Raw genomic sequence first — 15,474 nt, 5'->3', positions numbered from 1 at the left:
TAATTTAAAATATACGTCACATCTTTGATCTATTATTTATTTTCATATGCCTAAATTGAGATTAACATAAATTTAATTCTTGTAAAAGGTAAAATGTAGTATTATAATTAAATTGTTAAATAATTATCAAGTACAACTAGTCGATATTATGTAAAGAGGGAAGTGGATAATATGAAAAAAATTGCTATAATATATTGGAGTAATATGGGAAATGTTGAGGTGCTAGCAAATCATATTGCAGAAGGCGCTAAAAAAGCTGGTGCAGAAGTAGATTTAAAGTTAGTTGGAGATGTTAAACCAACAGAGATTACTAACTACGATGCTGTTGCACTTGGAAGTCCATCAATGGATAATAATAGAATTGAACAAGAAGAAATGGAACCATTTATAAAAGAAATAAGAATACTCGCTCCAAACAACATGCCAGTTGTATTATTTGGTTCATATGGTTGGGATAATGGAAAATTCATGGAAGACTGGATAACAAGAATGGTAGACGAAAAATTCGACGTAAAGGGAAGTCTTGCAGTTAAAGAGGCTCCTACAAAAGAAGAAATTGAAAAAGCAGAAGAACTTGGTAAGTTATTAGCTTTATAATTAGCTTAAGGCATATGAAGATAAATAGACTAGCATACTGACTAGTTATTTATTTGAATGTGCCTTAATTAAGGTTATGAGAAATAAAGAGTAAAGCAGTATATTTTAAAGCTATTAGAAGCTAAACTCTATTTAACAAAATATAACCTAATTCGATAAATTTCGTGTAAATGATGAAGAGTGAATAACTGAGGAAAATCATCCTCAATTTTTCATCCTTCATCATTTATTTTTTCTGTATCACTTATATTTTCTGTTATATTACAGTATAAAAAAATCTGTATTACTTTTTTTTATGTGTTATACTACAGCAAAATAAAATACAAAAAGTATGATAAAAATCTAAAATTCGTCTTGTAAAACCTAATTTAGAGTATTATAATTAAATCGTTAAATAATCATCAAATATTTTATTAATATAATTATTAATATAAAATTGTTTGTATCATTGCTTTTTCACATATACTTTGACAGAAATGATAAATAACATGGTCATGCCTTTGCAAAGTCTAATAGTAATGATGAAATTATGCCGATTAATAGGGCGTAATAATAAGGAGGAAATTTAATATGTCAAGAGCTAAACAATCAATGGATGGTAATACAGCTGCTGCACATGTAGCCTATGCTTATACTGAAGTAGCTGGTATCTACCCAATTACACCATCAAGCCCAATGGCTGATAGTGTTGATATGTGGTCTGCTGCAGGTCAAGAGAACATTTTCGGTAATCAGGTTAAAGTTGTAGAACTACAGTCTGAGGCAGGTGCTGCAGGAACTGTTCACGGTTCACTTGCTGCAGGTGCACTTACTACTACATTTACAGCTTCACAAGGTCTTCTTTTAATGATTCCAAATATGTACAAGATTGCTGGTGAAATGCTTCCAAGTGTATTCCATGTATCTGCACGTACAGTTTCATCACATGCACTTAACATTTTTGGTGATCATAGTGACGTATATGCTTGTCGTCAGGTGGGTTTTGCAATGCTTGCTGAGACAAATCCACAAGAAGTTATGGACTTAAGTCCTGTTGCACATCTTGCTGCACTTGAAGGAAAAGTTCCTTTCATCAATTTCTTTGATGGATTCCGTACATCACATGAAATTCAAAAAATTGAAAAATGGGATTATAAAGATCTTAAAGAAATGTGCAATATGGATGCTGTTAAAGCTTTCCGTGATCATGCATTAAATCCAGAAAAACCAGCTATGCGTGGTTCTCATGAAAATGGAGATGTTTTCTTCCAACATCGTGAAGCATCTAACACAGCTTACGATAATTTACCAGCTGTAGTTGAAAAATACATGGCTAAGGTAAATGAAAAACTTGGTACAAACTATGACTTATTCAATTATTATGGAGCTCTAGATGCTGACCGTGTCATCGTAGCAATGGGATCTATTTGTGATGTAGCTGAGGAAGTTATTGATTACTTAACAGCTAAAGGAGAAAAAGTTGGACTAGTTAAAGTTCGTTTATATCGTCCATGGGTATCTAATAGCCTTCTTAAAGTTCTTCCTAAAACTGCTAAGAAAGTTGCTGTTCTTGACCGTACAAAAGAGCCAGGAGCATTGGGTGATCCATTATACCTTGATGTTGCTACAACTCTTCGTGAAGCAGGACTTAATGATGTTACATTATCAAATGGTCGTTATGGACTTGGTTCTAAGGATACTCCTCCTTCATCTGTATTTGCTGTGTATACTGAACTTTTGAAAGATGCTCCTAAAGCTCGTTTCACACTTGGTATCGTAGATGATGTTACTAACTTAAGTTTACCAGAAGTTAAGCCAGCTCCTATTACATCTGCAGTTGGTACAGTAGAGTGTAAATTCTGGGGTCTTGGTGGTGATGGTACTGTTGGTGCTAACAAGAACTCTACAAAGATTCTTGGTGATCATACAGATAAATTTATTCAAGCATACTTCCAATATGACTCTAAGAAGACTGGTGGAATAACAATTTCTCATCTTCGTTTTGGTGATAAGGCAATTAGAAGTCCGTATTACATAAATCAAGCTGATTTCGTTGCATGCCATAACCCATCTTATGTTGTTAAAGGATTCAAGATGGTTCAGGATGTTAAGCCAGGCGGAATATTCATGATTAACTGCCAGTGGTCAGATGAAGAACTTGATTCTAAGCTTAATGCTGCTGCTAAGAAATATATTGCAGAAAACAACATTCAATTGTACACAATTAATGCTATTGATAAAGCAATTGAAATTGGTATGGGTAAACGTACTAACACTATTCTTCAATCTGCATTCTTCAAATTAGCAAATGTTATGCCAATTGATGATGCTGTTGGCTTTATGAAGGCTGCTGCTAAGAAATCCTACGGTAAAAAGGGCGATGCAGTTGTAGAAATGAACTACAAAGCAATTGATGCTGGTGTAGATGCTGTTCATAAAGTAGAAGTTCCAGCTTCTTGGGCAAATCCTGAAGCAGATGCTCCAGCTCCAGAAATTACTGGACGTCCAGAAGTAGTTAAGATGGTTAATGAACTTATGAATCCTATCGGACTTATGGATGGAGACAGTCTTCCTGTATCTGCATTCTCAGAAAATCCAGACGGACAATTTGAAATAGGTGCTGCGGCATATGAAAAACGTGGTACTGCTGTATTGGTTCCAGAATGGGATAAAACAAAATGTGTTCAGTGCAATAACTGTGCATTTGTATGTTCTCATGCTACAATTCGTCCATTCCTTCTTAGCGATGACGAAATAAACGCAGCTCCTTCAAACATCAAGCTTGCTGATACTAAGCCAAAAGCTGGAGATTACAAATTTACAATGAGCGTAACTCCTCTTGATTGTATGGGTTGTGGAGAATGTGTTACAGTATGTCCTACAAAGGCTATTACAATGGTACCTCAAGAAACTCAATTAGAGGAACAACCAGTATTTGATTACTTAGTTGCAAATGTAGGTAAGAAACCTGGAGTACCTGCTGATACTACAGTTAAGGGATCTCAATTCAATCAACCACTTCTTGAGTTCTCAGGAAGCTGTGCAGGTTGTGCTGAAACATCTTATGCTCGTTTACTTACACAATTATTCGGTGAACAAATGTATATTTCAAATGCTACAGGATGTTCTTCAATCTGGGGTGGTCCTGCTGCAACTTGTCCATATACAGTAAACAAAGATTCAAATAAAGGTCCAGCATGGGCTAACTCATTATTTGAAGACAATGCAGAACATGGATTTGGTATGTATCTTGGACAGAAGACCCTTCGTGATCAGGTAATTGCTAAGATTGAGAAGATTGCTGCTGATGATAAGGCATCTGCTGAGTTTAAAGCTGCTGCTGCTAAATTCATTGAAACAAAAGAAAGCACAAAAGAAAACACTGATGCTGTTACTACACTTGTAGCTGAACTTGAAAAAACTGCTGCTGCAGGCTGTGATCTTTCTAAAGAAGTTCTTGAAAAGAAACAGTACCTTGCTAAGAAGTCAGTATGGATTCTTGGAGGAGATGGATGGGCATATGATATCGGATTCGGTGGACTTGACCATGTACTTGCTTCTGGAGAGAACGTAAATGTTATGGTATTCGATACAGAAATGTATTCTAATACAGGTGGTCAAGCTTCTAAGGCTTCTAATATCGGTGAAGTTTGTCAGTTCGCTGCTGCTGGTAAAGATGTTGGAAAGAAGAGTCTTGCTGAAATCGCTATGAGCTATGGTTACATATATGTAGCACAAATCGCTCTTGGTGCTAATCCAGCTCAAACTCTTAAAACTATTGCTGAAGCAGAAGCTTATAACGGACCATCATTAATAATTGGATATGCACCTTGTGAACTTCACGGAGTTAAAGGTGGTATGAACCACTGCCAGGATGAAATGAAAGCAGCTGTAAAATCTGGATACTGGAATCTATTCTCCTTTAATCCTGAACTTAAGGCTGAAGGAAAGAATCCATTCACTCTTACATCTAAACCAGGTGATGGAACATACCAAGAATTCTTGAATAACGAAACACGTTACACTCGTTTGAAACGTGCATTCCCAGAACGTGCTGAAAAACTATTCAGTGAAAATGAGAAAGCTGCGATGGAACGTTATGAACATTTATTAAAGTTAGTAGAACTTTATAAATAATAGTCTACAAGGCTTATTTGCTTGCAAATACGTTTTGTATATTAAGGAAGGTAAAACATGTTAGCATGTTTCTATCTTAGTCATTTTCAAAAAAGAGGAGTCACCTTATGTGGCTCCTCTTTTTTATTCTTGTGAATAATAATTATTTACAAAATGGTTAAACTATCTAAATCAATAATTTTTTCACCAGCTAAGGTATCTGAAAATAAATAAGAAGTCAAAGATGCGACGAATATTTTGAATCCAACAAGGAAACAGGTTCTGATGATAGTTGGGCTATCAGAAGGTTCTGTTGACGCAGTAGGATTCAAAATAGGCTAGCATACTGACTAGTTATTTATTTGAAGATGCCTAAGGTATCTGAAAAAAATAAGTTAATATTGCAAGATAATTTTGTATAATCCAATTAAAAATGTTATACTAATACTAAATAATCTTAGCTGCTTCTTCTAGTGCGTTGTATTATGCAAAATCATCTGATTGATAGACTTATTATTTTTTTGAAGATGCATAAGGATTATGACTTATTAATTTATGAGAAAGAAGGGTTTTACATGAGTAAAATGAAGACTATGGATGGAAACACTGCAGCAGCACACGTAGCTTATGCGTTTACTGATGTTACAGCAATTTATCCTATAACTCCATCATCACCTATGGCAGAACATGTTGATGAATGGGCAGTACAAGGTAGAAAAAATTTATTTGGTCAAACTGTTAAAGTAATGGAAATGCAATCAGAAGCAGGTGCTGCAGGTGCAGTTCACGGTTCACTTCAAGCAGGAGCTTTAACAACAACATTTACAGCTTCTCAGGGATTGCTGTTAATGATACCAAACATGTATAAAATAGCTGGTGAACTTTTACCATCAGTATTCCATGTAAGTGCAAGAGCATTAGCAACAAAATCATTAAACATATTTGGTGACCATCAAGACGTTATGGCTGCAAGACAAACAGGGTTTGCACAACTTGCAGAAGGTAGTGTTCAAGAAGTTATGGACTTATCAGCAGTTGCACATTTAGCTGCAATAAAGGGAAAAGTTCCTTTTATAAACTTCTTTGATGGATTCAGAACATCACATGAAATACAGAAAATAGAAGTTATGGATTATGAAGATTTAAGACCATTAGTAGATATGGATGCTGTTAAAGCATTTAGAGATAATGCATTAAATCCAGAACACCCAGTAACTAGAGGTACAGCAGAAAATCCTGATGTATACTTCCAAGGAAGAGAAGCATCAAACAAATACTACAATGCACTTCCAGAAATAGTTGAAAATTATATGGGAGAAATTAGCAAAATTACAGGAAGAGAATATCACCTATTTAATTATTACGGAGCAGAAGATGCTGAGAGAATAATAATTGCAATGGGTTCAATTTGTGATGCTATTGAAGAGACTATAGACTACTTAAATGCTAAGGGAGAAAAAGTAGGTGTATTAAAAGTACATTTATTCAGACCTTTCTCAGTTGAGCATTTCTTTAAATATATTCCAAAAACAGTTAAAAAGATTGCTGTCCTTGATAGAACAAAAGAACCAGGCAGCTTTGGTGAACCACTCTATCTTGATGTAGTTACAGCATTCTATCAGAGCGAATTAAATCCAGTAATAGTTGGCGGAAGATACGGATTAGGATCAAAAGATACAGTTCCTAGTGACATAGTAGCTGTTTATGACAACTTAAATGCTGCTAAACCTAAAAATGGATTTACTATAGCAATAAATGATGATGTAACATTTACTTCATTACCTACAACTGCAAAAATTGATACTACTCCAGAAGGAACTAAAGCTTGTAAGTTCTGGGGACTTGGTTCAGATGGTACAGTTGGTGCTAACAAAAGTGCTATAAAAATCATAGGTGACCACACTGACATGTATGCTCAAGGTTATTTTGCATATGATTCAAAAAAATCAGGCGGTATTACAATTTCTCACTTGAGATTTGGTAAAAAACCAATAAAATCACCATACCTTATAAATACAGCAGACTTTGTTGCTTGCCATAACCAATCTTATGTATATAAATATGATCTTTTAGAGGGATTAAAAGATGGTGGTAACTTCTTACTTAACAGTATCTGGACTCCAGAAGAAGTTGAAACTCATTTACCAGCAAAAATGAAAAGATACATTGCTGAACATAACATACATTTCTATACATTAAATGCTGTAAAAATAGCTCAAAGCATAGGTCTTGGCGGAAGAATCAACATGATCATGCAATCAGCCTTCTTTAAATTAGCTAACATAATACCAGTTGATGATGCAATAAAATACTTAAAAGAAGCAGTTGTAACTTCTTACGGTAAAAAAGGTGAAAAAGTTGTTAAGATGAATAATGATGCTATAGATTTAGGTGTAAATGCTATAGTTAAGATTGATGTTCCAGAAGCTTGGAAAGAAGCACAGGATGAAAAGGTAGAAGTAGCTGCAAAAGCTAAACCTAAATTCATAACTGAAATTCTTGAGCCAATGAACGGACAACAAGGAGATAAACTTCCTGTAAGTGCATTCAATGGTTATGAAGACGGAACATATCCTAACGGAACTGCTGCTTATGAAAAGAGAGCAATTGCTATCAATGTTCCTGAATGGCAGGTAGATAAATGTATCCAATGTAATCAATGTGCATACGTTTGTCCTCATTCTGTAATAAGACCATTCTTATTAACTGAAGAAGAAACTAAGAATGCTCCAGAAGGATTTACAACTAAACCTGCATTAGGTTTAAAAACTGCTGAAAAACTTAATTTTGCAATAAAGATTTCTCCTCTTGATTGTACAGGATGCGGAAACTGTGCTCAGGTTTGTCCTGCAAAGGAAAAGGCATTAATAATGAAGCCTGCTGAATCACAATATAAAGAAGCAGAAAACTTTGAATATGCACTTAACCTTTCACCAAAAGAAAACCCACTTAAGAAGGACACAGTAAAGGGTAGCCAATTTGAACAGCCATTACTTGAGTTCAACGGTGCTTGCGCAGGTTGTGGAGAAGCTCCTTATGCAAGACTTATAACTCAATTATATGGTGACAGAATGATGATAGCTAATGCAACAGGTTGTACTTCAATCTGGGGTGGTAGTGCACCAGCTACACCATACACAGTTAACTACAAAGGACAGGGTCCTGCTTGGGCTAACTCATTATTCGAAGATAATGCTGAGTTTGGTTTAGGAATGTATCTTGGTGTTAAACAAATAAGAGATAGAGTAGCACAACAAGCAGCTGAACTTATAGAATCAGATGTAAAACCAGAATTAAAAGATGCTTTAACTGAATGGGTAAAGGGTAAAGACTTAGCTGATACATCAAAAGCAGCTACAGCTAAATTATTACCATTATTAGAAGCTGAAAAAGACAGCAATGTTCTTGTAAAAGAAATCTTTGAAGCTAAAGATCATTTGGTTAAAAAATCACAATGGATATTTGGTGGAGACGGTTGGGCTTATGATATAGGTTACGGCGGTGTTGACCACGTACTTGCATCTGGTGAAGATGTAAACATATTTGTATTCGATACAGAAGTTTACTCTAACACTGGCGGACAGTCATCAAAATCTACTCCAACAGCAGCAATAGCTCAATTCGCAGCTGGTGGTAAGAGAACTAAGAAGAAAGATCTTGGAATGATGGCTATGAGCTATGGCTATGTTTATGTAGCACAAATAGCTATGGGTGCTGATAAGAATCAGACTATAAAAGCAATTACAGAAGCAGAAGCTTATCCAGGTCCATCTCTAATAATTGGTTATTCTCCATGTATAAACCAAGGATTAAGAGCTGGTATGGGATGCAGTCAGCTTGAAGAAAAGAAAGCTGTTGATTGCGGATACTGGGCAATGTATAGATTCAACCCAACTCTTAAAGAAGAAGGAAAGAATCCATTTAGCTTAGATTCTAAAGAGCCAACTGGTGACTTCAAAGAATTCTTATTAGGTGAAGTAAGATTTGCTTCCTTAAAGAAAGTATATCCAGAATTAGCTGATAAATTATATGCTAAGACTGAAGAAGATGCTAAAGAAAGATTAGATTCTTATAAAGCTCTAGCAGAAAGAAAATATAACTAATAAAGAAAGAGGAAAGTGTTAACTTTCCTCTTTTTTTAATAAAATAATATAAATTTTATTAAAACCCCTTTTATTATTTTCATTTTAAGGTTAGAATTAAAATATGACACAAAAAAGGAGGTATTTAATAATGAGTGAAAATGAAAAAGTTAATGCATGTAGTATAGATGGGTGTGGATGTGGAGAAAATGAGCATCAGCATGAAGAACATGTACATTCATGTGATTGTGGATGCGAAGATCATGACCACGAGACATTTTCAGTAGAACTTGAAGATGAACATGGAAATGTAGTTTCATGTGATGTTATAGACGGCTTTGTATACAATGATTTAGAATTTGCTTTAGTTCAAAATCCTCAAGATGGTTCAGTATATTTATTTAAAGTAGTAGGTGAAGGTGAGGAAGGCGAACTTGTAATTCCAGATGATGAAGAATTTAAAGCAGCTACTGCTTATTATGAATCAACTTTGGAGAAAGATAAATAATTTCCTAAGAAGCCGCTGCTTTAGTAGCGGCTTTTATTTTACATATATTTATACAACAGTGGCGCGTACCTGAATAGTTTCACCTAATCTTTATAATAGAGCTTATACTTGTATTAAGTGAAATCTGATAATATATGGAGATGATATTTTGGAAAAACTAGCTATATTTGATGTGGATTATACTATTACAAAGAGAGAGACATTATTTGAATTCTATATGTTTATGCTTAGAAAAAAGCCTCGTTTAATAATATATATGCCTAAAAGTTTTGGTTCAGCTATTCTATATGCTTTAGGTATTTTTGATGCAACTAAGGCGAAAAATAATTTTATGGCTTTTATAAAGAGAATTCATGAAGATGAAATAAAAAATCTGGTAAAAGAATTTTATAGCACAAGGTTCAGTAAAATTTTCTATGTGGATGCAATAAACACTTTAAAAAAATTAAAGGCTGAAGGTTATAAAATATATTTAATTTCTGCATCAGCAGAATTTTATCTAAATGAACTTTATAATATAAAGGAAGTTGATAAAGTTATAGGAACAAGATTTAAATTTATCAACGGCTATTACACTGGAGAAATTATAGGAGAAAATAATAAAGGAGAAGAAAAGGTCAAAAGACTTATGGAAGTATTAAAAGAACAAAATATTCAAGTTGATTTTAAGAATTCTTATATGTATTCTGATTCCCTTTCTGATCTGCCTTTATTTAAGCTGGTAGGGCATCCCTATTTAATAAATTCAAGGAAAAAAGATCATAACATTGAGGTGCTTAATTGGAAGTAAAAAGTTTATATGATAACTATCAGTAGTATTCATTGATAGGAGGTAATTTAATGGAAGACATAAGTTATAGAGAATTTTATATACAGAATGATGAAATTAAACAAAAGGATAGTTTTAATGGTGAATTTATAACTCTAGGTAAATCTCTTTATGAAGTCATTAGAATAGAAGAGGGAGTGCCTTTGTTTGTAGAGAAAAATCTAAAGAGATTAGAAAATTCAGCAAAGATTACAAATTTAATATTGCCCATAAGCCAGGAAGAAATAAGAAAAAAAATTAATAAATTAATTCAGGTTAATGAGGTGAAAATAGGAAATATAAAGATAGTTTTTAACTTCTTTAATGATAAATGCAATTTTTATGCCTATTTTCTAAAACATAATTATCCTACAGAAGATCAGTATGACAATGGGGTAGATACTATTTTTTTTCACGGTGAAAGAAGAAATCCTAATGCCAAAATTGTTAATACCGAATTCAGAGCATCAGTGGAAGCAAAAATGAAGGAAAATAATGCCTATGAGGCCCTGCTAGTTGATAGGAATGGTAATATAACAGAGGGAAGCAGATCCAATATATTTATGGTTAGGGATAAAACTGTTTATACTGCTCCACTGGAAGATGTTTTACCAGGCACTACTAGAGATTCTATTATAGAAGTTGTTTTAAAATGCGGATATGAATTTAAGGAAAAAAGAATAAATTATAAGGATATAGATAAAATAGACGGAATGTTTATTTCAGGTACATTGTCAAAAGTATTACCAATAAGGAAAATAGAATCTATTCAGATGAACTCTTCTAAAAATGCTGTGATTAAAGATATAATGACTGAATATGATAAAATGATTAAAAGGTATATTAATGAAAATAAACTATTAAAGATTTGAAGTTGAAAAAGTGAAGGATTTCCGCGGAGGCTTTGATGAAAAAATTTTACCCTAGGGATAAATAAAGAATTGTACCCCTGGGGTAAATTTTTTAGGCAAAATTTCATCAATCCTTAATTATTAACTCTGAACCTTAAACTCTAAATTTACAGTTTTGTCTAAAGATTCCTTAAGTTTTTTTGCTGAATCCTGAAGGGCTGATAATTCTTCCGCATTTAAAGGGGATTCAACTATATTTTTTACACCTGATGCCCCCAACACACTTGGAACACCCAAGTATATATCCTTTATTCCATACTGACCTTCAAGTAAAGTGGAAATAGTCAATATGGAATTTTCATCTCTTAATATGGCTTCTACGATTCTTCTTATTGCAAGAGCTACAGCATAATAGGTTGCACCTTTTTTATTAATGATTTCATAGGCTGCATTTTTTACATTTTCATGAATTTTATATCGTATATTCCCATCACACTTGTTGCAATATCTGCTGCAATATTCAGCGATGTCCAGGCCTGCTATATTAGTTATGCTCCAGGTAGCTATTTCTGAATCACCATGTTCACCCATTATATAAGTGTGGATATTTCTTGTATCTATATTAAAGTGATCACCTAGCATATATTTAAATCTTGAAGTATCCAGAACCGTACCAGAGCCAATAACTCTTTCTTTTGGAAATCCTGAAATTTTATAAGTTATATAAGACAATATATCTACTGGATTAGAAACTACCAATAATATTGAATTTGGACTATACTTTACAACTTCAGGAACTATGGAATTCATTATTTTATAATTTTTATTTATAAGGTCAAGTCTGGTTTCTCCAGGCTTTTGTGGAGCACCAGCTGTTATTATAACAATATCTGAATTATTGGTGTCCGCATAGTCTCCAGCTTTAATAATTGCTGGCTTAACAAAAGATACACCATGGGATAAATCCATTGCTTCACCTTCAGCCTTATCCTTATTAATGTCTACTATTACAATTTCTGAAGCAAGACCTTCATCTATAAGGGCAAAGGCAGTAGTTGATCCAACAAAGCCTGCACCTATTATTGATATCTTAGTTGTTGTTTTCATAATAAAAACCTCCTTAAAGGTAAAAAAATTATTCCATACTTAAAGTAAAAACTACTATAAACATATTATATATGAATAGATAATTATTATCAATTAATAACATATAAATTAGAGTGAAGATTTTTGTACATTAACCAGTTAAAGCTTTTAACCAAATATGTAAACAATATGTTATAATAACATTAATAATTTTGTGCAATATATTTTGAAATTATGCGGAGGATACAATGGTTGAGGATGCAATAATAAAAAAAGTATTAAATAACAATGTTGTCATAGCCCAAAAAGACAACATTGATTTTATACTTATTGGAAATGGAATTGGATTTGATTTTCATAAGGGAAGTGCAGTACCAAGTAGTAGGATTGAAAAGGTATTCATAGGAGAGACTGCAGAGGTAGCTAATAATTATGATAAGGTTTTGGAAACCATTGATAATAAAATTATAGGTCTTTCAGAGGAAATAATATGCATGGCGGAAAAGGATTTGTCATTGAAGCTAAGTAGTTCCTTACATGTTTCCTTGCCAGATCATATAAATTTTTCTTTAAGGCGTATGGAAAAAAATATAAAAATAGAAAATCCCTTTTTAAATGAATTAAAGGTTTTGTATCCAGTGGAATATTCTATTGCCACTAAAGCCTTAAAAATGATTAATGAGAGATTTAATTCTAAGCTTTCAGAAGATGAAATTGGGTTTATATGTCTTCATATTCAAGCCGCAATTACAGAGAAGGGAATAGGCGTTCATCTGGAACATACAAAAAAGATTAAAGAGATCATGGATATTATTGAAAAATTAATAGGAGTATCTATAGATAAAAATTCTTTAGAATATGCTAGAACCCTAACTCATATAAATTTTATGCTGGAGAGGATACTAAAGGGTAAAACCATAAAGAATTTATTATTAGATAATATAAAGGATAAGCTTTCTAAGGAGTATGATATTGCTATAAAACTGGCTTTAAGGATAGATGCTTTATTTTCTGTGAAAGTACCTGAAGATGAAATTGGTTATTTAGCGCTGCATTTAAGAAGACTTTCTGATGTAGAAAACTGAGAATATTATGGGAATTGAGATTATGTCACAATTTAGATAAAAAACTCATTTAATCTAAAAAAATTGATTATAAAGTTTATTTAGACTTTTACGATATAATAAATAAAGTGTAATTTGAGCAGCTTCAGAGAAATAAAAAACTATTATTTATTTTTCTATGCTGTATTTAATTGGAGTGCATGTAATGGATGGAGCATATGATGCTATAAGAAAATTAGAAATTTTAACTAGTCCTAATAATATGGAAGTACATATAAATATAAATTATATACCTGAAATTCACAAGCTTAATAATGATTTGTATAAGGATAAGCCTATATCAAATCATACTGAAAAAAAACACATAAATTTGCAAGTTTATTCACCGGAAGAAATTAGAAAACAATTGAAAGATAATGGAATAATCTACGGAATTTTAGAAGATGCTTTAAAAAAGTGCAGTAATACAGATGGAGTAAAAAATTTATTGATTGCTAAGGGAAAAGAACCAGTAAACGGTATTGATGATTCTTTAGAAATCAGATTTAAAACAGACAGTACTAAGGAGTTTATAGAAGATAGCAGTGGCAGGGTAGATTTTAAAAGTATAGGCTTTGTTGATTACGTGCAAAAAGACACAGTAATTGCGGTAAGACATAAGGGGATAGATGGAAGTGATGGTAAGGATGTATATGGAAATAGTGTAGAACATAAGCCTGGTAAAAGAATTAATCTTAGGGTAGGAGCAGGTTGCAGCGTTAAAGATGAAAATAAGATCTTTGCTTTAATAGAGGGGAGGCCAACCTTTCTAGGGGATACATTCTGTGTACATAAATTACATGAAATAACTTCAGATGTAGATATTAAAACTGGAAATATAAAGTTTGATGGTGCAATATTGATAGATGGAACAGTTAAAGAAGATATGGTGGTAGAATCTGGAGATTTTGTGGAAATTAAAAAAGATATAGAGAAGTCAAAAATTATTGCAAAAGGAAATGTTATAGTTAAAGGAAATGTGCTTTTTTCTACAATTATATCAGGTGGAGAAGATACAACAAGAATTAGAGATTCAAATACACTATCAAATTTAAAAAACAATATTTTGAATCTAATTAATGCTGCTAGGCAAATGCAGAGATTAAATATATTGCAAAATGATATTTCTTATGGACAAATGATAAAATTATTACTGGAAAACAGATTTAAGAGTATATTGAAACTATGCACTGAACTTATAAATAATGATGAATATATGTCTAAATTATTTAGAGAAAAACTATTTAATTTAGCTCCACTGGGAATAAAAAGCTCTCAAGAATTATTTGAAATTATTTCTGTAATAGATAGAAATATAGAGAGTATTAAAAGGTTTGCTATAGTACCTGCAAACATTGATATTTCTTATTGTCAAGACTCCACAATTGAAAGTTCTGGCAGTATAACAATTAATGGTAAGGGTGAATATGTATCAACACTTATAGCTAAGGATTATATAATATTTAAAGATGATGACAGTGTTTCAAGAGGGGGACTAATTAAAGCTGGACGTGAAGTCAGATGCGGCGTAGTTGGAAGCCCAAGTGGTGTGTCAACAAGGATTTCTGTTGAAAGAAATGGTCATATATATGTAAAAAAGGCCTATGCCAATACAATATTTATCATAGATAATATAGAATACATATTGGAAGTACCAGGTAAAGAAATACATGCTTATTTAAACAGTAATAGAGAAATTGTAGTTGATAAAACTATTATCTGATTACTAGCTGAAGCTTATGCCAGTGATGCCGCATGAGATTCTGGCTGATAAATTACTATTATCTCATGGCTAGCAGCTGTTCAAAGTTAAGTATGGCAGCAGTAGGTCAATGGATAGTCCATTTAAGTTTAGTAAAGTGTAATATTGATAGGAGGGTATAATTATGGATGGCAAAGAGCTGAAAATATTGATTTTTAATATAAATGGTGAATATTATGCAGCAGATATTATGGAAGTAGAGAGAATACTGGGATATGAAAAAACTACAAAGTTACCTGATTCACCGGAATTTGTAGATGGTGTAATAAATTATGAAGGTAAAATTCTTCCAGTCATTTCTCTATCAAAAAGATTTAATATGGCAGAAAACAGTATAAATGAGAATTCTAAAATCATAGTTTCAAAGCAAAAGGAAAGTAAATTTGGAATTATTGTAGATGTAGTCTCAGAAGTAAAAGATATAAATATTAAGGATATGGAAGAAGCACCAGAGGTAGTAGGTGGAATTTCTAAAAGATATATTAAGGGCTTAATAAAAATAGATGAAAAGATAATTATCTTCTTAAGGTTATCCAATATTCTAACTGAAGAAGAGAAAATACTAATATAGAATATAGAAGA

At 32.7% G+C, this 15,474-nt stretch carries 10 protein-coding genes; 9 read left to right on the top strand and 1 reads right to left on the bottom strand.

Translation table 11 applies throughout. The features are described 5' to 3' along the window. Positions 1-171: 171 nt before the first annotated feature. From ABF633_RS06960 to ABF633_RS06935, 6 genes are all read left to right on the top strand, one after another. The gene (locus ABF633_RS06960) at positions 172-597 is read left to right on the top strand and encodes a flavodoxin (RefSeq protein WP_415522927.1); all 426 of its coding nucleotides are present in this window, start codon (positions 172-174) and stop codon (positions 595-597) included. A 570-nt stretch (positions 598-1,167) separates the two neighbouring features. Further along, positions 1,168-4,713, top strand: a complete 3,546-nt coding sequence (gene nifJ, locus ABF633_RS06955; RefSeq protein WP_415522926.1) for a pyruvate:ferredoxin (flavodoxin) oxidoreductase — start codon at positions 1,168-1,170, stop codon at positions 4,711-4,713. A gap of 554 nt (positions 4,714-5,267) precedes the next feature. Further along, entirely contained in the window at positions 5,268-8,795 is a 3,528-nt protein-coding gene (gene nifJ, locus ABF633_RS06950) for a pyruvate:ferredoxin (flavodoxin) oxidoreductase (RefSeq protein WP_415522925.1), read from the top strand. 130 nt (positions 8,796-8,925) lie between these two features. Then, a complete protein-coding gene (locus ABF633_RS06945; RefSeq protein ID WP_415522924.1) occupies positions 8,926-9,282 on the top strand; it encodes a DUF1292 domain-containing protein in 357 nt (118 codons plus the stop codon). A gap of 148 nt (positions 9,283-9,430) precedes the next feature. Next, on the top strand, positions 9,431-10,072 hold the full coding sequence (locus tag ABF633_RS06940; RefSeq protein WP_415522923.1) for an HAD-IB family hydrolase: 642 nt from the start codon (positions 9,431-9,433) through the stop codon (positions 10,070-10,072). A gap of 50 nt (positions 10,073-10,122) precedes the next feature. Then, positions 10,123-10,962 carry an aminotransferase class IV gene (locus ABF633_RS06935; protein ID WP_415522922.1) on the top strand — a complete coding sequence of 280 codons (840 nt, stop codon included), beginning with the start codon at positions 10,123-10,125 and terminating at the stop codon, positions 10,960-10,962. A 120-nt stretch (positions 10,963-11,082) separates the two neighbouring features. Here ABF633_RS06935 and ABF633_RS06930 read toward each other — a convergent pair whose 3' ends face one another. Next, positions 11,083-12,048, bottom strand: coding sequence for an L-lactate dehydrogenase (locus ABF633_RS06930; RefSeq protein ID WP_415522921.1), 966 nt, complete (start codon positions 12,046-12,048; stop codon positions 11,083-11,085). A 227-nt stretch (positions 12,049-12,275) separates the two neighbouring features. Between ABF633_RS06930 and ABF633_RS06925 the strand changes: the two genes are divergently transcribed. The 3 genes from ABF633_RS06925 (at position 12,276) to ABF633_RS06915 (ending at position 15,463) form a co-directional block, all read left to right on the top strand. Beyond that, positions 12,276-13,112, top strand: coding sequence for a PRD domain-containing protein (locus ABF633_RS06925; protein WP_415522920.1), 837 nt, complete (start codon positions 12,276-12,278; stop codon positions 13,110-13,112). A 184-nt stretch (positions 13,113-13,296) separates the two neighbouring features. Next, the gene (locus ABF633_RS06920) at positions 13,297-14,853 is read left to right on the top strand and encodes a DUF342 domain-containing protein (protein WP_415522919.1); all 1,557 of its coding nucleotides are present in this window, start codon (positions 13,297-13,299) and stop codon (positions 14,851-14,853) included. Positions 14,854-15,016: 163 nt separating this feature from the next. Then, positions 15,017-15,463 (top strand): chemotaxis protein CheW, encoded by a 447-nt coding sequence (locus tag ABF633_RS06915; RefSeq protein WP_415522918.1) that lies wholly within the window; start codon positions 15,017-15,019, stop codon positions 15,461-15,463. Positions 15,464-15,474 lie beyond the last annotated feature (11 nt).

Source organism: Clostridium sp. (assembly GCF_047718555.1).
In the GTDB taxonomy this organism is placed as follows: domain Bacteria; phylum Bacillota; class Clostridia; order Clostridiales; family Clostridiaceae; genus Clostridium_I.
Note: the sequence above shows the minus strand (reverse complement) of the source record. Positions and strands in the feature narration are given on the sequence as shown.

Bases quoted from the DNA above. Each gene is read 5' to 3' on its own strand.
- ABF633_RS06935 (WP_415522922.1), top strand. From the start codon at position 10,123: ATGGAAGACATAAGTTATAGAGAATTTTATATACAGAATGATGAAATT.
- nifJ (WP_415522926.1), top strand. From the start codon at position 1,168: ATGTCAAGAGCTAAACAATCAATGGATGGTAATACAGCTGCTGCACAT.
- ABF633_RS06945 (WP_415522924.1), top strand. From the start codon at position 8,926: ATGAGTGAAAATGAAAAAGTTAATGCATGTAGTATAGATGGGTGTGGA.
- ABF633_RS06925 (WP_415522920.1), top strand. From the start codon at position 12,276: ATGGTTGAGGATGCAATAATAAAAAAAGTATTAAATAACAATGTTGTC.
- ABF633_RS06960 (WP_415522927.1), top strand. From the start codon at position 172: ATGAAAAAAATTGCTATAATATATTGGAGTAATATGGGAAATGTTGAG.
- nifJ (WP_415522925.1), top strand. From the start codon at position 5,268: ATGAGTAAAATGAAGACTATGGATGGAAACACTGCAGCAGCACACGTA.
- ABF633_RS06920 (WP_415522919.1), top strand. From the start codon at position 13,297: ATGGATGGAGCATATGATGCTATAAGAAAATTAGAAATTTTAACTAGT.
- ABF633_RS06915 (WP_415522918.1), top strand. From the start codon at position 15,017: ATGGATGGCAAAGAGCTGAAAATATTGATTTTTAATATAAATGGTGAA.
- ABF633_RS06930 (WP_415522921.1), bottom strand. From the start codon at position 12,048: ATGAAAACAACAACTAAGATATCAATAATAGGTGCAGGCTTTGTTGGA.